The 19,809-nt window shown below is 69.9% G+C and carries 21 protein-coding genes; 15 read left to right on the forward strand and 6 right to left on the reverse strand.

Annotation, left to right across the window (positions count from 1 at the left end):
* Positions 1-355: 355 nt before the first annotated feature.
* From ACFXHB_RS16820 to ACFXHB_RS16830, 3 genes are read right to left on the reverse strand one after another with little or no spacing between them, the layout of a single operon-like run.
* Complete coding sequence (locus ACFXHB_RS16820) at positions 356-1,057, reverse strand: WbqC family protein (RefSeq protein ID WP_380574997.1); 702 nt, start codon at positions 1,055-1,057, stop codon at positions 356-358.
* A 28-nt stretch (positions 1,058-1,085) separates the two neighbouring features.
* Positions 1,086-1,751 carry a YdcF family protein gene (locus ACFXHB_RS16825; protein WP_380574998.1) on the reverse strand — a complete coding sequence of 222 codons (666 nt, stop codon included), beginning with the start codon at positions 1,749-1,751 and terminating at the stop codon, positions 1,086-1,088.
* Positions 1,752-1,764: 13 nt separating this feature from the next.
* Positions 1,765-2,859 (reverse strand): hypothetical protein, encoded by a 1,095-nt coding sequence (locus ACFXHB_RS16830; RefSeq protein ID WP_380574999.1) that lies wholly within the window; start codon positions 2,857-2,859, stop codon positions 1,765-1,767.
* Between the two features lie 150 nt (positions 2,860-3,009).
* Between ACFXHB_RS16830 and ACFXHB_RS16835 the strand changes: the two genes are divergently transcribed.
* A complete protein-coding gene (locus tag ACFXHB_RS16835) occupies positions 3,010-3,396 on the forward strand; it encodes a hypothetical protein (RefSeq protein WP_380575000.1) in 387 nt (128 codons plus the stop codon).
* Positions 3,397-3,400: 4 nt separating this feature from the next.
* Here ACFXHB_RS16835 and ACFXHB_RS16840 read toward each other — a convergent pair whose 3' ends face one another.
* On the reverse strand, positions 3,401-4,306 hold the full coding sequence (locus tag ACFXHB_RS16840; protein WP_380575001.1) for a phosphotransferase family protein: 906 nt from the start codon (positions 4,304-4,306) through the stop codon (positions 3,401-3,403).
* 27 nt (positions 4,307-4,333) lie between these two features.
* Complete coding sequence (locus tag ACFXHB_RS16845) at positions 4,334-5,647, reverse strand: tol-pal system YbgF family protein (protein ID WP_380575002.1); 1,314 nt, start codon at positions 5,645-5,647, stop codon at positions 4,334-4,336.
* Between the two features lie 324 nt (positions 5,648-5,971).
* On the opposite strand from ACFXHB_RS16845, the gene ACFXHB_RS16850 reads away from it, so the two are divergent.
* From ACFXHB_RS16850 to ACFXHB_RS16895, 10 genes are all read left to right on the forward strand, one after another.
* Entirely contained in the window at positions 5,972-6,571 is a 600-nt protein-coding gene (locus tag ACFXHB_RS16850; RefSeq protein WP_380575003.1) for an ATP-binding protein, read from the forward strand.
* A 143-nt stretch (positions 6,572-6,714) separates the two neighbouring features.
* Positions 6,715-7,260: a hypothetical protein gene (locus tag ACFXHB_RS16855; RefSeq protein WP_380575004.1), complete on the forward strand. Its 546-nt coding sequence runs from the start codon at positions 6,715-6,717 to the stop codon at positions 7,258-7,260.
* Between the two features lie 368 nt (positions 7,261-7,628).
* Positions 7,629-8,183 (forward strand): hypothetical protein, encoded by a 555-nt coding sequence (locus ACFXHB_RS16860; RefSeq protein WP_380575005.1) that lies wholly within the window; start codon positions 7,629-7,631, stop codon positions 8,181-8,183.
* The gene (locus tag ACFXHB_RS16865; protein WP_380575006.1) at positions 8,180-8,710 is read left to right on the forward strand and encodes a deoxycytidine deaminase; all 531 of its coding nucleotides are present in this window, start codon (positions 8,180-8,182) and stop codon (positions 8,708-8,710) included. Before ACFXHB_RS16860 ends, ACFXHB_RS16865 begins: the two co-directional genes overlap by 4 nt.
* 23 nt (positions 8,711-8,733) lie before the next feature.
* The gene (locus tag ACFXHB_RS16870; RefSeq protein WP_380575007.1) at positions 8,734-9,270 is read left to right on the forward strand and encodes a dCTP deaminase; all 537 of its coding nucleotides are present in this window, start codon (positions 8,734-8,736) and stop codon (positions 9,268-9,270) included.
* Positions 9,267-9,761 (forward strand): hypothetical protein, encoded by a 495-nt coding sequence (locus ACFXHB_RS16875; protein WP_380575008.1) that lies wholly within the window; start codon positions 9,267-9,269, stop codon positions 9,759-9,761. The genes ACFXHB_RS16870 and ACFXHB_RS16875 overlap by 4 nt, the downstream gene beginning before the upstream one ends.
* An 84-nt stretch (positions 9,762-9,845) precedes the next feature.
* Positions 9,846-10,751: a UTP--glucose-1-phosphate uridylyltransferase gene (locus ACFXHB_RS16880; RefSeq protein ID WP_380575009.1), complete on the forward strand. Its 906-nt coding sequence runs from the start codon at positions 9,846-9,848 to the stop codon at positions 10,749-10,751.
* 78 nt (positions 10,752-10,829) lie between these two features.
* Positions 10,830-12,011, forward strand: coding sequence for a hypothetical protein (locus ACFXHB_RS16885; RefSeq protein ID WP_380575011.1), 1,182 nt, complete (start codon positions 10,830-10,832; stop codon positions 12,009-12,011).
* The gene (locus ACFXHB_RS16890; RefSeq protein ID WP_380575012.1) at positions 12,005-13,588 is read left to right on the forward strand and encodes a glycosyltransferase family 4 protein; all 1,584 of its coding nucleotides are present in this window, start codon (positions 12,005-12,007) and stop codon (positions 13,586-13,588) included. Before ACFXHB_RS16885 ends, ACFXHB_RS16890 begins: the two co-directional genes overlap by 7 nt.
* A 128-nt stretch (positions 13,589-13,716) precedes the next feature.
* The gene (locus ACFXHB_RS16895; protein WP_380575013.1) at positions 13,717-14,343 is read left to right on the forward strand and encodes an HAD-IA family hydrolase; all 627 of its coding nucleotides are present in this window, start codon (positions 13,717-13,719) and stop codon (positions 14,341-14,343) included.
* A 74-nt stretch (positions 14,344-14,417) separates the two neighbouring features.
* Here ACFXHB_RS16895 and ACFXHB_RS16900 read toward each other — a convergent pair whose 3' ends face one another.
* Complete coding sequence (locus ACFXHB_RS16900; protein ID WP_380575015.1) at positions 14,418-14,615, reverse strand: hypothetical protein; 198 nt, start codon at positions 14,613-14,615, stop codon at positions 14,418-14,420.
* A 96-nt stretch (positions 14,616-14,711) separates the two neighbouring features.
* Here ACFXHB_RS16900 and ACFXHB_RS16905 point away from each other — a divergent pair, with 96 nt between their 5' ends.
* The 4 genes from ACFXHB_RS16905 to ACFXHB_RS16920 all read left to right on the forward strand — a co-directional run bounded on the left by ACFXHB_RS16905 (position 14,712) and on the right by ACFXHB_RS16920 (position 19,708).
* Entirely contained in the window at positions 14,712-15,812 is a 1,101-nt protein-coding gene (locus ACFXHB_RS16905; protein WP_380575016.1) for a hypothetical protein, read from the forward strand.
* 461 nt (positions 15,813-16,273) lie between these two features.
* Positions 16,274-16,681, forward strand: coding sequence for a hypothetical protein (locus ACFXHB_RS16910; RefSeq protein WP_380575018.1), 408 nt, complete (start codon positions 16,274-16,276; stop codon positions 16,679-16,681).
* A gap of 768 nt (positions 16,682-17,449) precedes the next feature.
* Positions 17,450-17,599 carry a hypothetical protein gene (locus tag ACFXHB_RS16915; RefSeq protein WP_380575019.1) on the forward strand — a complete coding sequence of 50 codons (150 nt, stop codon included), beginning with the start codon at positions 17,450-17,452 and terminating at the stop codon, positions 17,597-17,599.
* Between the two features lie 213 nt (positions 17,600-17,812).
* On the forward strand, positions 17,813-19,708 hold the full coding sequence (locus ACFXHB_RS16920; protein ID WP_380575021.1) for a pentapeptide repeat-containing protein: 1,896 nt from the start codon (positions 17,813-17,815) through the stop codon (positions 19,706-19,708).
* The last annotated feature ends 101 nt before the right edge of the window (positions 19,709-19,809 follow it).

The raw sequence follows: 19,809 nt of genomic DNA on the forward strand, positions 1-19,809 counted from the left end.
AACGTCATCCACAGAGCACCCTTCCCTCGCGAATCTGAGTGATGGGCGGCGCCGCTCCCGGGATCAGTCTGGCAGTGCATCGAGGAGGTCGTGGCACCCGAAGTGGGTGCCTCGCAACGTTCGAAGATCCAGTCGGCCGATCACCCCCGGTGCGGGACTGGACACGGCCTCCTACAATCGAAGATTCAAAGGCAGAAGGCCCGAAAGTCCGTCATGTAACTTTGAATAACAGTGCTAGCGCGCAGCTTGCATGGGCCGATTTCGCCAAAGAGCCTTGGATTGTGAATAGTTTATATGGGGTTCCAGGTCCAGTACGGCTGGCGTCCTGGTCCGGTCCGCGCGGCTCGCTCTACCGCTACCGACCCGAACCGGGCGGCGTGCCCAGGGCGGCCCCGGCAACAGCCTCCGGGCCATGGACCAGGAGGCCGTGTACGGCGCTGAGCGCCCGGGCACCTGTCCATACTCCGGTGTCCGGAACGGTGAACAGGCGCACCCCGATCCCGGCGTCGGCGAACCGGCCAGTTTCGATGTACTTGCTGCCACCCGTGCCGCACAGGTAGGTGCCCGCGCCAACCGCCAGGCACAGGTCCACCAGTCGCTGGGTACGCCCCACGCGGGCCGCCAGGTCACTGCTGCGCACCACCCGGCCCGACCAGCCGAGTTCGTCGAGGAGCAGCACCGTGGATGCCTCGGTGATCTGGGCGGTGCGGTCGGTCGTGTCGAACTGGTCGAGCAACAGGCGCAGCCGCTCCGCGAACGCATGCCAGAACGGTGAGGCCCGGTACTGCTCCCGGAGGATGCCTTCCACCTGGCGGCGGCTGCGCGCCGGATCGGTGAGGCGGGCGTCCCGGATCAGGGTGGCCCGGCCGTTCGGCAGGCTCGTGGGAAGGGAGAGCCACCTGGTGGCGTCGCCGTTCAGGGCGCCGAGGCGGGCGCGGTGCTGGTAGTCGCGGCGGGCGTGCTGGACGTCGTCCAGCACCACCCACACGTCGGCCGCGAGGATCTTCGCCATCACGGACAGTCGCGGAAGCAGGTTCGGTTGGTGGATCGCGCACACCGGCCCCGTGTCCGTGGTGGTCGGGCGATCAGAGGAGGCGGCTGGTGAACCCAGCGTCGATGAGCCGCCGATAGGCATCGTGGACACTCCCGGATACGTCCTGGGCGACGGCGAAGCCGAGCTTCGGGTACTCGATGACCCGCTGGAGGTCACCCACCAGACTGTCGATCACGAGCCGGTCGTCGCCGATGGATTTCACGTAGTCATGCAGGTCCATCGGGGTCGAGGTGCACATCGCGTCCACCTCCGGCCACACCTGGCGGCAGGTGGCGTAAGCCCGCCGCTCCATGTAGGGCATCGAGACGAGCAGCACCGAGGACACCCGGACACCGGCCTCGGCCAGGACCGTACGGCTGAACTCGATGTTCTGCCCGGTGTTGCGGGCGTTCGGCTCCCGCAGGATCGCGGACTCCGGAACACCGAGGGCCGCGGCGTGCTCGGCGAAGTGAACAGCCTCACCGCGCGGGAACGCCTCCGGCCGGCTCGGGTTCGGACCGCCGGTGAAGACGACCCGCTTCACCAGGCCCCGCAGGTACAGCCCGGCCGTCTCGGCGGCCACCCCGAGGTCGTGGGATCCCAGTCCGATCGCCACGTCGCACGGCCGAAGGTCGTGGCCCATCTGCTGGTAGTCCCACAGCAGCGCGGTGTCCGCCCACTGCTGGTCGGTGATCCCGCGCCGGGAAGTGCTCGTCACGTGCTTCTCCTGGTTACCCGAACCGGACTGCCGCACCTCCGCGTTCGAGACTGCCTCGGATGCGTTCGACGGCGCGCAGCTGGTGGCTCATACCGTACGTGGCCGCCTGGGACGCGGCCTCGTTCAGCAGGGCCAGCCCCTCGCCGACGCTCGCCGGGTCGGACAGCAGGATGTGGCCGCGCGCGGTGCCCAGCCGCACCCGCTGCATGGGCGAGGACCCGGTGCCGGCCGACTGCGCGACCTCGATCATCCGGGCCGCCTCGCCGAGATCGCCCGCGCCGCGGTGGACCAGAGCCAGCTTCTGGTGCGCGGTGCCCCAGTCCTCCGGCTCGTCCAAGGCGTCGAACCCCACAATCGCCGCACGCATCAGCGGCACGGCCGCCTCGTGCAGCCCCTGCTTGTCCAGCGAGGTGCCGACCCACAGCCCGGCCCGATGCCGATCGCGCAGACTCAGCCGGACATCGCCGGCCAACCGCCCGTACGCCTCGGCCGCACCCGCAAGGTCACCGGACATCTCCCGGACCACCGCCAGCGACAGGTCCAGCTGTGCCACCCGACGGGGAACTCCCAACTGGTCGAACACCGACCGGGCCGCCGCGTACGACCGCGACGCCGAGAGCGGGCCGAGCAGCACCCCGCGGTCCCGCAGCAGATCGCCCGCGAGCGTCGTCGTCCGCGCGAACAGGTGCAGTCCCCGGTCGTCCAACTCGTCGACCGGCCAGCGCGTTCGCCACCGATCCAGCAGGCTCTCCGCGAACGCGAAGTTCTGCCCGGACGCGGCGAGCACAGCCCGCTCGATGTCCTCGGCCCACGTCTCGTACTCCCACAACCGGGGCCCGCCCCCGGCCCGGGCGGCCACCGGGCGTTCTGTCCCGGACAGGACCGCCTCGAAGCGCAGCACGGCGGTCGGATGGAGGCGGCCCAGAGCCGTGTCCAGAATTGCCTGGGTGTCCGGCCGGGGCGTCGTGCCCGCCCCCAAGCGCTCCCAGTTCGACACCGTCCGCACCGCGACACCTAAGTCTGCGGCGAAGTCCCGGACGCTGCGCCGACTGGCCAGCCGCAGGGCCCTGGCCTCGACCCCGCTCCACTCGCTCACGGTCACGTGCATCACCTCCCGAGTCGGCGACCATCGAAGCACTCACCGACCGGCCGGTGCGGCGTAACTGCCACGCAACTGCCACAACCGTTCATTCCCTGCGCCGACTGTGCCCGGCACGCTGGAGGAACTGAAGCCCGGATGCAGAGGAGAGCGGCGCCGATGCTGACCGAACAACTGCTCGTACCATTTCCCCTGGTCGTCGGACTCCTCAACTCGTCCGTAGCCAACTCCCACCGTCGGCGGGAGGCACTGGCCGAGGTCCTTCAGAGCTTCTGCCGAGAGCGGGAGTTGGAGCTCTCCACGGTGATCACCGACGACGGTAGCGATCCCGAAGCGATCGTCACGTCCATCACCGGGACGGGGCTGTACGCCGTGGTCCTGCCGACGGACGCACACCTCGGGTCCAGGGGACGCGCGGACCGGCGGCGACAACGCCTTCAAGCAGCCGGGATACGGCTGATGGTGGTGCGCGGCCGGCAGCCGGCCCGGCGCCGCTCGGCGCCCGACTTCGGTACGGGCCTTACGGGACCCCGAGCGTTCGGGTAGCAGCTCAGAGAATGTTCCACCCGGTGTCGACCTGACCGAGCCGTAGCCCGTCGACCCGGCGCCGGACCTCCTCGAGAGTCGGGCTGCCCGCCCTGGCGCGCTTGGCGTTCGTGGTGATCATCCGCAACTCGCGCAGGTCGCGCAGGACGGCATAGCCGCTCCAGGTGGTCACGTCGAAGCCGTACAGGTCGGCGAATCCCTGGTAGTGGCTGCGGCCGTAGTCGAACCGGCGGCAGTGGATCTCCACCGTGACGAGATCCAGTTCAGGAGGGCCGAAACAGGCCGTGTCCCAATCGCACAGCACCGCCGCTTCGCCCTGATGGAGAGCGTTCCGGTGCTGGGGATCGCCCTGCAGAAGACCGGGTCGCAGGACGAAACGAACGTCGGCCAGCGCCGGTTCGAGGTCGGACAACCGCTGCCGCAGAAATGCCGTGTCAGCAGGTGGCAGAGCCGTGATCGACGCGATCGACCGACGGATCGCCCCGGCCGTGTCGAGCGGCCGGACCGCGAAGGGAGGAGGTGGGAGTTGATGCAGGGTACGAAGAGGGCCAGCGAGATGCGCGGCCGGCACAGGGTGGTCGGGCTGGGGGAGGTACTGCCAGAAGGTGACGGCGTGCTCGCCGACGACGACGGGCTGCTCCACCGGCAGCAGTTCGACGGTCGGGAAGTCGCGCCGGCTGAGCCACCGAACCAGCCGCACGGTGCGCGCGACGTCCCCCACGGGAGTTCCCGCACGGGCGATCTTGGCCACCGCTCCGGCGGACCGAAGCAGGAACACCGCGTTGGTGTGGCCGCGCAGCATCTCGGCACCTGCAGGGTCCACCCCGATACGCCGGCAGGCCTCTTCGAGGACGGCGTGCACCTCGGACTCGGCGAATCCGCCGATGACAACCGGAACAGTCATGCCCATAAGGCTGACGGGCGGGAGCCGTTCCTGTCACCTCTTGCCGGTCGGGAGGGCGAGAACTTCGCCGAGTTCGCGGACCGCGCGTGTGGCACGTACCCGGGCGGGCAGTATGTTGATCACCTCCTGGGCCCGGACACCCAGAATCTCGGTCCGATGCGCTTCAGGGACCGCCAGGACTGTGTGACGGGCCAGCTCGCACGCCTCGGTCGCGTCGTGCTCCTGGGCCAGACACATGGCGTGTTCAAGCGCCAGCAGGGCCGGGTCAATGCCGCTGTGGTCCGGGTACAGCGACAGGGCCTCGTCCTGGGCCTGACGGGCGTCCTGCACCTCACCGAGTGCGGTGTGCGCGCCGGACAGGTAGAGGAGCAGTCGGCGCCGCGGGAACGCCCAGGCATCGTCAGGGGCCGAGGGAGGGCATCGGTCGAACAGATCGTGGGCCTGCGCGATCGCGGTTCGGGCGCCCTCGACGTCGCCCTGCCGGGCTCGCGCGCGGGCTTCGGCTGCAGCGGCGAACGCCCCGGCGGCAGTTGCCCGGCCGCGGTTGAGCAGACGGGCTTCGCGCGTCAGGCTCACAGCGCGCTCCAGCGGGCCGTAGTAGTACGGCAGCATCGCGGCCTGAACCCGCACGTGGGCCCGAAGCTCCCCGCTTCCGCTGTCGTCGGCCGCCGAGCGTGCCGTTCCGTACCACAGCCGGGCCTGGTCCAATCGCCCCAACTTCATCAACGCGTCCGCGACCAGGGTCGCCAGTACTGCGATCATCTCGGACAGACGGCTCTGCACCACGGCCGGCTGCCGGTTAGCAGCAAGCAACCGGACTTCCTCGAGAAGCTGTACGAGCCGGGCCAGCATCTGACTCGGAGGCGAAGCAACGTATGTCCGACGCAGGTCCATGATCTGCTCGTCCAGGACCTCCAACTGGGTAACGCTGGCCGTTGTGCTGGCGAGCGTTGCCTCGACCTTACGACGGTAGGAGTCGACCAGGTCGTGGAAGGCGTCGCTGGGCGCACTCCAGGGGACCGGGCGCGGCACCAACAGGTTGCCAGGCCCTGTAGCCGGTCCGGCTGCGTCGGCTCCGGGGCAGGATGCCGTTCGGTAGTCCCCTGCCAGGCCGAGTCCCTGGGCATCAGCTTCGTACAGGCGGCAGAGCAGATCGAGCGTTCCGCCTCGTGGTGTTCGGCCCGTCTCCCAAGCTCCCAACTGGTCCGGGTCCACGTTGGGCCGAACCAACCCCAACCTCTCGCAGAGCTGGACCAGCTCATCCACCGCTTGGCGCAGCGTCCACCCCCGGCCAAGACGATGCGCGCGAAGCCAACTCACGTCGCAGCAGCTGACGATCTCCGCCACTGCGGCCTCGACCGTCCAACCGTTCTCCTGGGCGCGAGTTCTGATCCGCGCTGCGCAGGACGGCTTGTGTACCACTGCCCACCTCCCCGGTCACTGACGGGATCCTAATCACCAGTTACTGACTGGGAGTGGAAAACCACAACTAGTTACTGCCTTGTGGTCCTAGAAGCCACCGACCCGTGAGCTCGGCGGAGCACCAGTAACAAGTTCTGTTTGCCGCGAACGCGCCGTCCCGCGAATCTCTGTGGACAGGCGACGGACGCGGTGCCGCCCATCGACGGCCCGGGAAGCCTTGCCGACACGCACATCCCCGGAGGACCTGCCATGATCCGCGTTGCCAAATTCACTGCCACGGTCACCCTCGCAGCAGTTCCCGTCTTCCGGGAGCTGCTGGTCCGCAGCATCACCAACCTCGACGGCTTCACCCTGGATGACGACAGGGCCTATGCACTCAGGTTGTGCATCTCGGAGCTACTGGCCAACGGCGTCGAGCACGTGGGCCTCGGAGACAAGGCCGAACTGCTGGTCGAAGGCGACCTGGACAAGCCGCGCGGGAGGCTGCGGGTCACCGTCACCGACGGCGGCCTGACCGTCCCGGAGATGAACGGGAAAGTCGAGGAGCTGGATGCGACCAGCGGTCGTGGCCTCGCGGTTCTGGGGGGCTACGCCGACGACGTCGGCTGGGGTCAGCGCACCGACGGCGCCGGCAAGCCCGTTGGCTTTTCGGTTTGGTTCGAGCTCAACGTGCAGCCGCTTTCCGTCGAAGGCCAGGCCACCGCGCAAGTGGAAGTCCGGCCGGAGGTTGCCTCGGTTCGATCGGGCAGGGCAGCGCCGACACCCGCACGCATTCGTGCTACGGGTCGCAGGCGCCTGGCCAGGGTTCGCGACGTCCCGCGTAGCAGCAAGGACCACCTGGCGGCCTGACCCGGCAGATGTCGAACCGCCCCGAACGGCAGGGGCGGCACACCGGCGCCGAACAACGGCGCCGGCCCGCCGCCCGCGCCAACGCACCTTGCCCGGCCGGGGCAGCCGGGCCCTACGAACCCCAAGAACAGAAGGGTGCCGACGTGACCGCCACTCGGTTACGACCGCCGCCGTACGTGCTCGGCCGGCGCTGGCTGGCCGGGGCCAGCAGCGATCCCCGCTTCATCTACGGCGCGTGGACGCGCGGCAGGGCCGCGCTGGTCCCGGTGAGTTGCCGCTTCGACGCCATCCAGGTCGACGATGTGAGTCGGACCCGTGCCATGGTCGAGGAACTGCGCACCTCCGAGCGCGTTACCGGCCCGGTCCTCGTCGACCACGGTGCCCGGACGAGCTACTGGCTGGTGCCGGTGCGTCCCGATGCCCTCTGGGCGATGCGCGACAGCGAGCTGCTGACGGACCGTGGCGATCGACCCATGGTGGCGATGCCGGCACCGGGCGTTGGCCAGGTCGACGGCCGGGAGTGGCTGGTCGACCCGGACGGTAGCGGGGCGCTGACCGCCCACGCGGACCTGGCGGTGGCCCTTCGGCTGGCACGCATGGCCGAAGGGCGGCGGCTGCGGGGACGCGAACCCGCCCGCCGGACATGTGGTCGGCCCCAGCCCGCCGAGACCCGAAAGCCGAGGACGTGACGACCACTACTGCTGCCACGGTCTCTTCGGCCGCCGTCCCCGCGCGGCAGGTCGGGGGCATGAGTCGGCTCGCCGCCGGTACCCGCCACCCGGAGGCTCGCGCGCCGATGGGTGGCTCCCGGCCTGCGGCGGCGTCGGGAGCCACCGCCACCGGACTGGGCGACGCCCGATGCGGCCTCGCCGCCACCCCGCGGCCATGTGAGGGGACGGTGGCGGCGCGAAGGGACCGCGCCCGGGCGGGAGCGGCGCGGGTCCCGGGCCGGTCTGCCGCATCAGCCCCCGCAGCGGCGGCAGACCGGCCCGCGGTCACACCGAGCAGAAGTGCGGCCATCGGGCCGAACCATCACGGACTCACCAGGAGGTATCCGATGACGCTGGTCGCCGCGCACGGCAGGCCCGGCGCCGGGAAGTCGACGCTCACCGGCATGATCGCCGACGCGATCACCGAACTCGGTCGCCCCGTCGGCATCGTCAAGCTCGGCGCGCCCCTGTACGAGCTGCAGGAGGAGGTCTACCGGGCTGCCGGCGCGGCGCCTCCGCAGCCCGGCCAGCAGGACGGCACGCTGCTGAACGCGCTCGGGATGCACCTGCGGCGCATCAACCCCGCCGCGCTCACCGACCGGTTCGCGCGGACCGTCGCCGAGCGAGTCCATGACCGGCCCGACCTGGTGATCCTGTGCGACGACATGCGTCCCGCCGACACCGCCGCCCTGCGGGCCCTCGGGGCGGTGTTCGTCCAGGTGTGGGCGCCCGACGACATGCGTCTGACCCGGAAGGCCGGGCGCGGCGACCTCGCCCAGGGCAGCGACGATCACCCGACCGAGGGCGACATCGCCGACTTCGACCACCGGGTGGAGAACACCGCTTCCCTGGAGGCCCTGCGCGAGCGCGCCCGCCACCTCGTGCGCGAGGTGTTGCGGTGATCCTCACCGGCCCGGAGATCGTCCGGGAGCGCGAGGCCGGGCGGATCACCATCGAGCCGTTCGACCCGTCCCAGGTCAACCCGAACTCCTACAACTACCGGCTCGGCGAGACGCTTCGGGTGCACCGCAGTCACGAGCTGGACACCCGCGCCACGGCCCGGCCGCTGGACGAGTTCACCATCCCGCCGACCGGGGCCCTGCTCCTGCCCGGCCGGATCTACCTCGGCACCACTCTCGAATCGGTCGGCAGTACGCACTACGTGCCGTCGCTGATCGGCCGCTCCAGCCTCGGCCGGATCGGCATGTTCCTCCAGTTCAGCGCCGACATGGGCAACCTCGGCGCGGTGCACCGCTGGACGCTGGAGATCGAAGTCGTCCACCCCACCCTCGTCCACGCCGGCGACAGGACGGGCCAGATCAGCTTCACCGCCACCTGCGGCCCGGTGCGCCTCTACGACGGGCACTTCGGCCGGATCAGCGAGGCGACCGCCCCGGACCGGCCCGAATTGCTGGCAGCCTCCCGCTGACTCCCGATTGGAGACACCACCCCATGATCCTCACCGGCCCGGAGATCGTCCGGGAACGCGACGCCGGCAGGCTCACCATCGAGCCGTTCGACCCGGCGCAGGTCAACCCGAACTCCTACAACCTCACCCTCGGCCCGACGATCCTCGTCTACACCGGCGCGGTGCTGGACACCCGCCGCCAGAACGACTTCGTCATGCTGGACATCCCCGAGGAGGGGATCGTCCTCGACCCCGGCCGGATCTACCTCGGGGCATCCGTCGAGGTGATCGGCTCCGACCACTACGTGCCGATCATGCACTCCCGCTCCGGGTCCGCCCGCCTCGGTGTGTTCAGCCACGTCACCGCCGACCTGATCGACCAGGGCTCGCACGGCCAGCTCACCCACCAGCTGCGCGTGGTGCAGCCGGTCACCGTCTACGCCGGTATCTCCCTCGCCCAGGTCGACTTCCGCCGCACCCAGGGCGAGCCGATGCTGTACGACGGCAAGTACCAGGGCAGCCGCGGACCGCAGGCCTCGCAGATCCACCTGGACCCCCACCACCTCGGGACCGCCGCATGAACGGCCACCCGCCCGCGGCGGCCGCCTTCGCCCCGAACCCCGCCGGGACGTGCCCCGACGAGACGGCCGCGCGTCTGGCGGCCACCGCCTACGACGCCATCCGCCACCGCTATGTCGAAGGCCGCCGCCAGATCGCCGCCGCAGTGCTGGCCGCCGATGGCAGGGTCTTCGTCGGCCTGCACCTGGAGGCCATGGTCGGCTGCTACTCGCTGTGCGCGGAACGCTCGGCCCTCGCACAGGCGGCGCTGTACTGCGATTACCCGCTGGTGGCCATGGCCGCCGTGCGCTACCCGAAACCGTCGGAGGGCGGCCCGGCCCGCATCGTCGCCCCGTGCGGCGGCTGCCGGGAACTGGTCCTCGACCACGCCCCGGATATCCAGGTCGTCGTCCCCCGTGACGGACAGGGCGTGCTGTTCCCGCTGACCGAGCTGCTGCCGGACAAGTACGTCGGCACGAAGTGGACCAACCACCCCGCCAACTACGCCGAGTGATCAATCAGTGACCGCTGGTACGGTCCCTTCGCCGTGCCCTACGGCACCGCGTAGCACGCGTACAGCAGTACAGAAAGAGAGCACATGCCCACCACCATCCGCCGCGCCGTCATCCCCGCCGCCGGCCTCGGCTCCCGCCTCCTGCCCCTCACCAAGGCCACCCCGAAGGAGATGCTGCCCGTCGGCGACCGCCCCGTCATCGAGCACACCGTCCGTGAGCTGATCGACAGCGGCATCACCGACATCACCATCGTCGTGAGCGGCGACAAGTCGCAGATCCAGGAGCACTTCCGCCCCAACCCGGCGCTCGTCGCCCAGTTGCGCGCCGACGGCAAGGACGCGTACGCCGACGCGGTCGAGGAGGTCGGCGAGCTGTCCCGCCGCGGCCACATCACCTACCTCTACCAGCACGGCCCCTACGGCAACGGCACGCCCGTGCTCAACGCGGCCCGCAACTTCGGCGACGAGGCGTTCATGGTGCTCTGGCCCGACGACGTGTTCGTGGCCGACGTGCCGCGTGCCCGCCAGCTCATCGCCGCGTTCGAGCAGACCAACGCGCCCGTCCTCGCCCTGATGCCGATGGACCCGGGCGACTCCGAGCGGTACGGCGTCCCCGTGGTCAAGGAGGACCTGGGCGGCGGGTCGCTGCGCATCACCGGCCTGGTCGAGAAGCCCAAGCCCGAGGACGCCCCCTCCCACTACGCCGCGATCGGCGGCTACGTCCTCACCCCCGGCGTCGTGGACGAACTGCGCGAGCAGACCCGCCGCCACGAGGAGAACCCCGTCGGCGAGATCTACCTGACCGACGCCATCAACGCCTACGCCGCCCACCGCGCCGTCTACGGGCAGGTCATCCAGGGTCGCTGGTACGACACCGGCGGCCACCTCGCCTACCTGACCGCCCAGTTCGCCGCCGCCCTCGCCCACCCCGAGTACGGGCCCGCGATGCGCCGACTCGCCCAGGACCACGCCAACGACGGCACCAACTAGCCACCCAGGCCGCGTGGGGCCGCCATCACAACCGCGGCCCCACGCGGGCCGAGCCACCGATAGGAGGACCGAACCCGGATGACGACCATCCTGGCGACGCTGCCCACCGACCGCGTGTACGAGCCGGTCATCGACACCCACGACACCTGGGGCGTGGCCAACCCGGTGGCAGGCTGCGTTGCCCGCTGCAGCTACTGCTACCTCAAGGACCTCGGTCAGACCGGCGTGCGGCCCGTTGTCCTCGCCGGCCCCGAGGAGACCGTCCGCCTGCTGCTCGCCCACCCGCACTACCACCCGCGCAAGCCCTACGCCCTCTACACCTGCACCGACGCGCTCGCCACACCCCTGAACCGCGAACATCTCGTCGGCCTGCTGCGCGCCCTCGTCGCCGCCAGCGTGCGCAACCCGGTGTGCATCATCACGAAATTCCACATCCCCGACGACGTCGTCGCCGAGATCGTTGCCGCCCGCGCCGCCGGCCTGCCCGTCGTGGTGTACCTCTCCTACTCGGGCCTCGGCCGCGACATCGAGAAGGGCATCCAGCACGAACGGCTGCGCGACAACTTCCCGCGCCTGCACGCCGCCTCGATCCCGGTCGTCCACTACTGGCGGCCCGCACTCCCCGACAACTCCACCCCCGAGATCATGGAACGGATCCTCGGCTGGGCCGCCAAGTGGGCGGAGTGCTCGGTGACTGTCGGCCTCAAGGTCAAGCCCAGCGCCCGCGAGCAGGCCGCCGCCCTCTGGCCTGTCCTCGCCGACCCCGACCTCGACCTCCACGCCGCCGAATCCATCTGGCCGGACACCGCGCGGGCCTTCCTCGACAACATCCCCGAGGCATGCGCCCGCCACCCGATCTACGAGACCAACAGCTGCGCCCTCGCCTACGTCCTGGGCCGAGCCGACCGCGCCAACGTCTACGGCTCCCGGATCTGCACCGAGGTCAACCGCTGCCCCGTTGGCCAGCGCGGACGCTGCACCGTCACTCTGGCCGTGCGCACCCCCGTGTCCGAGGAGCGGATCCGGGCCGAGCTGCTGTGCATCGGGCTCGGCGCGGCCACCTACGTGTGGGAGCCGGCGACCGGGACGCTCGTGCTCGGCGGGCCCGCCGAGATGCGCGACCAGCACCACCTCGCCCAAGCCCTCGGTGTCACCGTCCGCGCGCCGCGCGCCGCCGACGACCGCATGTGGTCCGGCAAGGCCGCCGGTGGCCTCCCCCTGATCATCCCCACCCGGGCCGCCGAGGAGACGCCGTGCTGACCATCGATACGGCGTGCATCTTCTTCCCGCGCGGCGGCAGTGCGCAGGTGATCCGCTACCTCAACCTGGAGCTGAACCAGCGCGGGCACACCACCCGCCTGCTCGCCGGCTCCCTCGGCGAATCCGGCACGCCCGGCCACGCTCGCACGTTCTACGACGGCCTCGACCTGCGCCCCTACTCCTACGACCGGGCCCACCAGCGGTGGAAGGACGGCGAGAACGCTCAGGAGCACGGCGACCGCCCCTTCCACCCCTCCTACGAGGACCGCACGCAGCCCGGCGTCGGCTGCCCCGACCCGATGTTCTCCGCCGTCTCCGACCAAGGCGCCGCAGACCTCGCCGACTCCTGGCACCACCACCTCGCCCGCAACCGCACCATCGGCGCCGTCGACGTCGTCCACCTGCACCACCTCTCCCACCTGCAACCGGCCGCCGCCCGCGCCTGGCCTCGCGCACCGAAGGTCACCACCCTGCACGGCACCGAGCTGAAACTGATCGCCGGCATGCGCGACCGCCTCGCCCTCGCCATGTCCGTCGGCACCAAGCCCGGCGACCTCGCAGCCGAGCTGCCGATGCACCGACCCGACCGGGCCTCGGCCGTCGACCACCTCGCCCTTCGCTGGGGCCTCACCGACGCCGAGCACCACCTCCTCGGCGCCACCGACTGGGCGCAGTGGGTGAACGCCGCATCCTGGCTCATCGCCCTGCGAAGCGCCGCCGCCATCGCAGGTGAGATCGTCACCGTGTCCGAGCACGACCGCGACCTCGCCCGCCAACTGCTCCCCGCCCTCACCGGACGCGACATCCAGGTGATCACCAACGGCGTGAACACCGACCGCTTCCACCCGCAGTCGCGCGACGACGACCAGCGCCGCCGCAACCTGCGCCGCTGGCTCGTCGACGACCCACGGGGCTGGGACGCCGGCGCGAAACCGGGCAGCATCCGCTACACCGAAGCTGACCTGACCCGCCTCACCGACCCCGCCACCGGCAGGCTCCGCCCGATCATCCTGTGGACCGGCCGGTTCCTGGACTTCAAGCGCGTCCCGATCATGCTCGAAGGCTTCGCGAAAGCCCGGGCCCGACTCGACACACCCCCGGTGCTCCTCATGTGGGGCGGCTACCCGGGGGAGTGCGAGGGCACCCACCCCGCCATCCTGGCCCGCCGACTCGGCATCGCCGACGATGTGTTCTTCACCGGCTGGCGCGGCCACGACGACCTGCCCGAAGGACTGCGCACTGCCGACGTCATGGCCGCCCCCGCGGTCGACGAGCCCTTCGGCATGGTCTACATCGAGGCCATGGCGTGCGGGACCCCGCCGATCGCGACTTCCACCGGCGGCCCGGCCCGCACCATCACCCCGGCCGGAGACCGCGCGAACGGCTGGCTCGTCGCCCCCGACGACGCCACCGACCTCGCCGCCGCCCTGGTCCACTCTCTCACCGACCGCCACGAACGCTCCCGTCGCGCTGCGAACGCCGCCATGCACGCCCGCCTCGTCCACGGCTGGGAGCACGTCGCCGACCGCTACACCGAGACCTACCAGCGGGCCGTCGCCGCCGGGGCGTCGTTGTGACCGCGACCGCCGAGCCGCACCCCAGCGGCTCGTACTTCCTCGCCCCGCCCGGCCGCACCCGCCCACCTCACGACCCGATCCCCGCCCGGCGGCGCCCCTGGCGCGCCCAACAGGAAGGACCCACCGGCATGTTCGTCCGAGCCCTGCTGTTCGACGTCAACGGAGTGCTCCGGCACTTCGACAACTCCGGCGCCGCCCAGGGAGAGAAGGCCGCAGGCCTCGAACCCGGCACCATCGCCCGCTACGCCTACGACCACCCCTCCTACACCGAAGCCAAGGTCGGCCTCATGACCGACCAGGAATGGGCCGACGGCGTCGAACGGCGCCTCGCCAAGGACTTCGGCGCCACGGCCGCTGCCGCCGCGGTCGCCCCGTGGCGCGCCGACCGGGGCCGCCCCGACGAGGCCATGATCGACCTGCTCGGCCGGATCCGCGCCACCGGCATGCCCTGCGCGGTCCTCAGCAACTTCACGGACGCCCTGCACGCCGACCTCGAAATCCACGGCATCACCGTCGACCACGCCTTCGCCTCCGCCGACCTGCGCGTCACCAAGCCGTCCCCGCTCGCCTTCGAGGCCGCCGCCGACCGCCTCGGACTCCACCCCGGCGAGGTGTACTTCTTCGACGACCAGCTCGGCTTCATCGCGGGCGCCCGCGCCGCCGGCATACCCGCCGAACTCTTCACTGGGCCGCAAGCCCTGGCCAAACGGCTGGCGACTCTCGGCATTGAGGTGAAGGCCCCCGCCACGGTCTGACCGGAGCGCCTGCCCAGGTGCAGCAGTAGACGGCCCCAAGACCTGGTCATGGTGCCCCACTGCCCTGAGCTGCTTCAGGGCCGCCGCCCCGGTCGTCCTGTGAGGTGGCGAGCAAACTCCTCGAACATGTCGTTGCGGCCCCGGCCCCGCACACCTCGCAGCGCCACGAGAAAGCCGGTCAGCAGGGCGAGCTGCCGCAGATGGACGGCGACGGCAGTGAGGAGCCCGACGTAGGGAACAGCTTCGATGCCGCCCAAGAGGTTGTGGATCACGAGGGCTTGGTCCTTCCTTCGATCGACTGGTGCCCTCTGATGACCTCATGCCGGGAATTCGTTGCCAGCGGGTGCTTCGCGGGGTTGTAATGCGGCATGCCTCGAACACCGCCCTCGGGCGCCGACGCGGAACTGATCAACGCGCTTGCTGCTCGCGGCGTGACAGTGTCGGCCTACCAGCTGGAGCGGTGGCGGACGGCCGGCCTGCTGCCCCGAAACCCCCGGCGCGGCCTCGGCCAGGGCCGAGGGTCGGGCGCGGTGCTCCTTCCCGAAACGGTGACGCAGGCCGAGATGCTGGCCCGAGGGGTCAGACAGGGGTGTGCCACTGCCAAGACATTGATCGGTGGAGGGATCGGTCAGGCGTTTGGCACCGCCTCGGTGGTCGAACTGCGCGCGGTGATCAGCGGGCACCTGCGCCGGATGGCGGAGGAAGGTGGCGCGGCCACCGGGGCAGACCTCACGAGCGAGGAGCACGACGAGCGGGCGGAAGAAGCTCTGGTCGCAGTCGGTCGTGACGCCCGCCGCTCGCCCCCCGAGATGCACAACGGTCTTCTGGACATGGCCGGCGACCTGGGCTTCGACGTGTCCGGCATCCCGAGGATGCCGCCCTGGTCGAAGCTTCGGCTCCTGATGCCGATCACCTCCAGGTTGATGGCCGACGGCACCGGCGGGGTGGGGGCGGATGAGTTCGCCGAGGCCGCCGGGGCAGGTTTCGGGATGTCGGCCGAAGCGGTCGAGGACTTCAAGAACACCTTGGCTGCCCGCGAGGTCGAGGTCCTGCGAGACGGCGGCGACCTGTGGAGCGAACTGATGCCCGACCACCAGGACTTCGCAGGCCTGCTCGCGGTGGTCGAAGCGGCAACGGACGAGGACCTCGCTCACGCAACCGCGGCCGTTGTGGGCACAGCGTCGCTGCAACTGTTCGCCGTCCTCGGCAGCGCCGTCGGACTGCACCAGCCGGGCACCGAGATGCCGTGCGTGCCCCGTCCCGACGGCGTCCTGGCGATGCTCCGGCACCCGGTCTGGCATTGCTGGGGGCAGTACCAGACGCCCGCCGGCGTGAACAGGGAAGACGACGTGGCGCTCTGGACGGCCCTGGCGCTCGGCTCCCACCCCGTCAACGTGGAAGCGCTCACGCTCTACGCCGAGTTCCTGCGCCGTGAACTCTGCTTCCCGAGCGCCGAGACCGGCGAGTGACGCGTGAGGTCGACCGCCGAGAGGAAGGACCGGTGCGGCGCGCGACCTGACGACGTGGTCGGCTCGCCAGCCGGGTGCGACCGCCCTCGGGGAGCGTCCGATGCCGCCAGCGTTCAAGCCGAGCTCTGCCCACCACGATTGCTCTTCCCGCTCGTGGACACGGTCGCGGTGAACGACGGGGCCGTGCCGTTGGCGTACTCGCTGTGGCGCGCGGGCGCAGGAACGGCCGGACCCGGAGCCGGTTCTGGCCTCGGCTGGACCTTCGTGGCCGCACGTCGGCCAGCTGCCCGGAGATCGCAGCGGGTGCATTGCTGCTCATGTGCAGATGCTGGTGGTGGCGCCGTGCCGCGCAGGAGCCCGATCTCGTACTCGGAGACCGGTTACGGGCCCCTGTCGGGAGCAGTGGACCGCTCGACTACCCTGACCTGCGGAAACTGCTCGCTGTAGCTCGGGGGAGACCTGTGCGCCGCCGCTCAATCACGTCGATACTCCTGGGTGCTGCCCTCATCGGAAGCCTCACCGCCTGCGCGACCACCCCGCCCCCCACTGCCGCGGCCAGTGCAACGCCCAGCATCAGCCCGTCCGTCGATGCCCGATCGGTGCTCTGCCCGAAGCAGGCATGGCCGCAGCCCATTCCGGCGCGGGCGGTTGGCAACTTCGTTGGCTATGCGATGGTCGGGGAGTTGGACTGCTTCAACGTCACGAAGGCGCTGGCGCCCGACGGGCACGATGTCCTTGACGACGACCTGTCGGTGACCCAGAAGTTCGTCATCGTGAAGATTACGCCTGACGTCGGCACGATGGTCGAGATGGACGACGAAGTGGTCCTCGCAGTGGACACGCGTATGCCCGGAGCCAGCCCGAAGTAGGAGACGACATTCGGAGCTTGGGCGGGATGTCGTTCACGGTTCCTGCGCGCGAATCACGCCCACCCCCACCGACCGCAGCTCCGGCATGCCCGCGCCTGGCGGCATCATCTCCGTCGTCGAGCGGGTCTCCCCTGTCCGGCCAAGGGGTGCGGATCAACCAGCCCGGCCCGCAGGTCTTCGACCCCAAGACCGGCCCGTCTGTGCCCGGCGCCGATGTCGTCACCTATGAGGGGCCGGTCATTCATTGGACGTCCGGCCCCAGCCAGTGGTCTTGTGGAGAGCGCAAGTCCCCACTACCATCGACTGCCTTCCAGGGCCTCCTCGACCGGCACGGCAGCCGGCACCTGCGTTCGTGGCGAGCTATCAGCTGACGCGAAAGGAAACAAGGTCCCCGACAGGGTCAAGCTCAGGCGTACTACCGGCGAGCCCTTACTTGACGGCGGTGACCAACGACCAGACGTGCATGCCTCCCTCGCCCGGCCGGTGCGTCTGGAGGCCCACCGGGCCCCGGTAGAGCGGGCATCCGAAAGGGTGATGGGAGCAACTCCTGCTCCTTGGCGGCTTGTTGCGGGACAATGCCGCTTCCAAGAGTGGTGAATGGTGGCTGGTCCCGTGCCCCGGGCGCTCGACCGGCTGAGGGGGCTACTGAGCACAGAGCCGTTTTGGCCTGAACTGCCGTGCCCGGTCCGGCGGCATCTGAGGTCCGGACCGGGCTGGAGGGATTAGCGCCAGACCAACGCGATGTGTGCGGCCAGGTAGGCAATGGCCATGAGGATGATCCCTGCGGTGACCTGGACGAGCAGCGTACCGACGAAGCCGTTCGGCCGCCACCCGGCCGGCTGCTTCGTGGAGCTGCTGGAGACCGTGAAGATCTCGTTCGGCTGGTCCGGTCCTGTCGCGCGTGTCTTCGGGGCCTGAACCGGTGTACCTCGCGGCCGCGTTGTGGTCTTCTTACCCATGTGGTCCTCTCGGGCCTCCGGTCCGCCACGGCCTTTTCGACGGGAGCGTGGCGGGCCGTCCAATGACCAACGGTTGCTGATCGTGGTCTCAGGCTCTCCCAGGGGCCGGCCTTGCCGGAACGCGCAACGAAGCGAGTTTTCCAGCACTTAACGGTCTGTCAACATTGCGTACGTGCGCAATGGTGACCTTGGGGTGGACGTGGCCGATGGCCTCCCGAGCAGGCGGAAGAAGGCCGAGCTCAAGCCGATCGACGGCGAGGTGGAGGGCCCGGATCGACTTCTCATGGAACGTCTTCGGGAGCTGTACGAAGGGAGTAGCTGGGTCAGTCTTCGGGAGTTCAGCGAGGCGATCGGACGAGTGAGGGCGAGGAAGCTCGGTACGACGCTCGACGTGAGGCCTGACCTCAAGCCTGACGTCGGAACGCTGTCCTACTACATGAGAGGTGGCGGGAAGAGCGGCGCGCGGGGGCGGCCTCGCCGAGTGACCGAGGAGTTCCTCTACGAGCTCTTTCAAGCGCTGGAGGAGGAGCAGGACGGCGGCCGGGGTGAGTGGGCCCGCAGATCCCGGCTGACCGAGGACGTGCGGGTGGACACGCTGCGGTTGTACGTTGAGGCCATCCGGGTCACGCAGCCCGTGCGGGCACGGCTGCTCGAGCTCCAGACGCAGCACGTAGACCTCGGCGACCGGTACGAGGGTCTTCGGCAACTGGTCGATGATCTGCGGGATGAGTTGGAGCAGGCCCGCGTCGAACGTGACGCACTCGACGGGCAGAACAAGCTTCTTCGGGAGCAGTCGGATCTGGACAACGAGGCGCTGCGCGCGAACGAGGACCTACGTGCCGTCCTCACCGCGAGGATCGGTGGACTGAAGGACGATCTCGCTCGTGCCCAACAGGACCGCGACCATGTTCGACGCGAGTACGAGGCGCTGAAGAACGAGATGCGGGTCGTCGTGGAGGCGGCCGCGGTGGAACGACAGGTTCTGGTCGAGCAGCACGAGGCAGCGGTCACGATCCAGGCCGTGCTCCTGGAAGAGGTGCAGCGCGACGCCCAGGACGAGAAGGCGAAGCGGCTTACTGCCGAGGCCCAGCTGCAGTCGGTGTATCAGGAGCTGACCGCGCCGATGCCCAGCGTGGCGCTTGAGCCGGCCCCGCGGGGGCCACGGGCCGAGGACGTGGTGGCCATGCTCGCGAGGCTGCGCGACCTTCCGACTATCGGTGACGAGCGGTTGCTCGCCGGTCACGAGAGCGCGATCGTCTCGCAGCTCGTGTGGCTCCTTCGGACCTTTCCGCGGATGGCGGACACGGCGGTCGAGTCGCTGTGCGAGTACGTTCGGCGCGTCCGTAGCGTCCACCAGGTCAAGCTTGGTCGGGTCGGTCGGGGAGGCACCGCCGTGCAGCTGATCGTCGATCTGCTGGGACGGCCCAATGTGGCACGGACGTCAGTCGATCTGACTGGGACTGACCTGTCCTACATGACGTTTCAGGGGCGCGACCTGCGTTACGCCCGGCTCTCCGGTTGCGAGCTCAGGCGTGTGAACTTCCGGGGCACCAACCTGGCGAACGCGGATCTTCAGCGCGCAGACCTGCTCATAGCCAACTTCACCGGTGCGACTCTGCACGGTACCAACATGGAGGGGGCCGCAGGTCTGCGGATCGAAGCCCTGGCGGATGCCAAGATCGACAAGAACACCATCCCGCCGGATGGTTTCGTCCTCATCCGCAGACCATGGGGACGATGGGTCCTTGCTGAATCCGAACGCAGCACCACTGCTGGTGAACGACCGGACCCTCATCCGATGCCGAGTGTCGGCCAACTGCTGCAGCAGGCCCGCACATGGCAGGGCCGCACCCTGTCCGACGTAGCCGCCCGCTTGGGTGTCACCGAGGAGTTGGTGGCGAAGATCGAGTCTGACGACGCCCAAAGCCTGAGGCTCCTCGAACTCGTGAGGGATTTCGCCGTGGACGTTCAGGTCGATCCCGTCAGGATCCGGTCTCTGCTGAAGCGTCAGGCGAACCGTCCGATCGACGTGCTCCTGCAGGAGCACGACCCCCTGCGCAAGCTTTGACCGCCAGCTGGACTCTGTTGTGCATTTCGGCCGGGGCTGTGCGGTGAGTTGGTAGGCGAGGCGGGACAGTCGGCTTGTCCGGGGCTTGGGGTTGATCGGGT

Origin of the sequence: Kitasatospora sp. NPDC059327, from assembly GCF_042752535.1 — a bacterium.
Lineage (GTDB): Bacteria > Actinomycetota > Actinomycetes > Streptomycetales > Streptomycetaceae > Kitasatospora.

What these genes read in the sequence shown, in the direction of transcription:
- ACFXHB_RS16915 (WP_380575019.1), top strand. Translation starts at nt 17,450, where the DNA reads ATGAGGATGATCCCTGCGGTGACCTGGACGAGCAGCGTACCGACGAAG.
- ACFXHB_RS16870 (WP_380575007.1), top strand. Translation starts at nt 8,734, where the DNA reads ATGATCCTCACCGGCCCGGAGATCGTCCGGGAACGCGACGCCGGCAGG.
- ACFXHB_RS16880 (WP_380575009.1), top strand. Translation starts at nt 9,846, where the DNA reads ATGCCCACCACCATCCGCCGCGCCGTCATCCCCGCCGCCGGCCTCGGC.
- ACFXHB_RS16850 (WP_380575003.1), top strand. Translation starts at nt 5,972, where the DNA reads ATGATCCGCGTTGCCAAATTCACTGCCACGGTCACCCTCGCAGCAGTT.
- ACFXHB_RS16860 (WP_380575005.1), top strand. Translation starts at nt 7,629, where the DNA reads ATGACGCTGGTCGCCGCGCACGGCAGGCCCGGCGCCGGGAAGTCGACG.
- ACFXHB_RS16835 (WP_380575000.1), top strand. Translation starts at nt 3,010, where the DNA reads ATGCTGACCGAACAACTGCTCGTACCATTTCCCCTGGTCGTCGGACTC.
- ACFXHB_RS16895 (WP_380575013.1), top strand. Translation starts at nt 13,717, where the DNA reads ATGTTCGTCCGAGCCCTGCTGTTCGACGTCAACGGAGTGCTCCGGCAC.
- ACFXHB_RS16885 (WP_380575011.1), top strand. Translation starts at nt 10,830, where the DNA reads ATGACGACCATCCTGGCGACGCTGCCCACCGACCGCGTGTACGAGCCG.
- ACFXHB_RS16875 (WP_380575008.1), top strand. Translation starts at nt 9,267, where the DNA reads ATGAACGGCCACCCGCCCGCGGCGGCCGCCTTCGCCCCGAACCCCGCC.
- ACFXHB_RS16905 (WP_380575016.1), top strand. Translation starts at nt 14,712, where the DNA reads ATGCCTCGAACACCGCCCTCGGGCGCCGACGCGGAACTGATCAACGCG.
- ACFXHB_RS16830 (WP_380574999.1), bottom strand. Translation starts at nt 2,859, where the DNA reads ATGCACGTGACCGTGAGCGAGTGGAGCGGGGTCGAGGCCAGGGCCCTG.
- ACFXHB_RS16840 (WP_380575001.1), bottom strand. Translation starts at nt 4,306, where the DNA reads ATGGGCATGACTGTTCCGGTTGTCATCGGCGGATTCGCCGAGTCCGAG.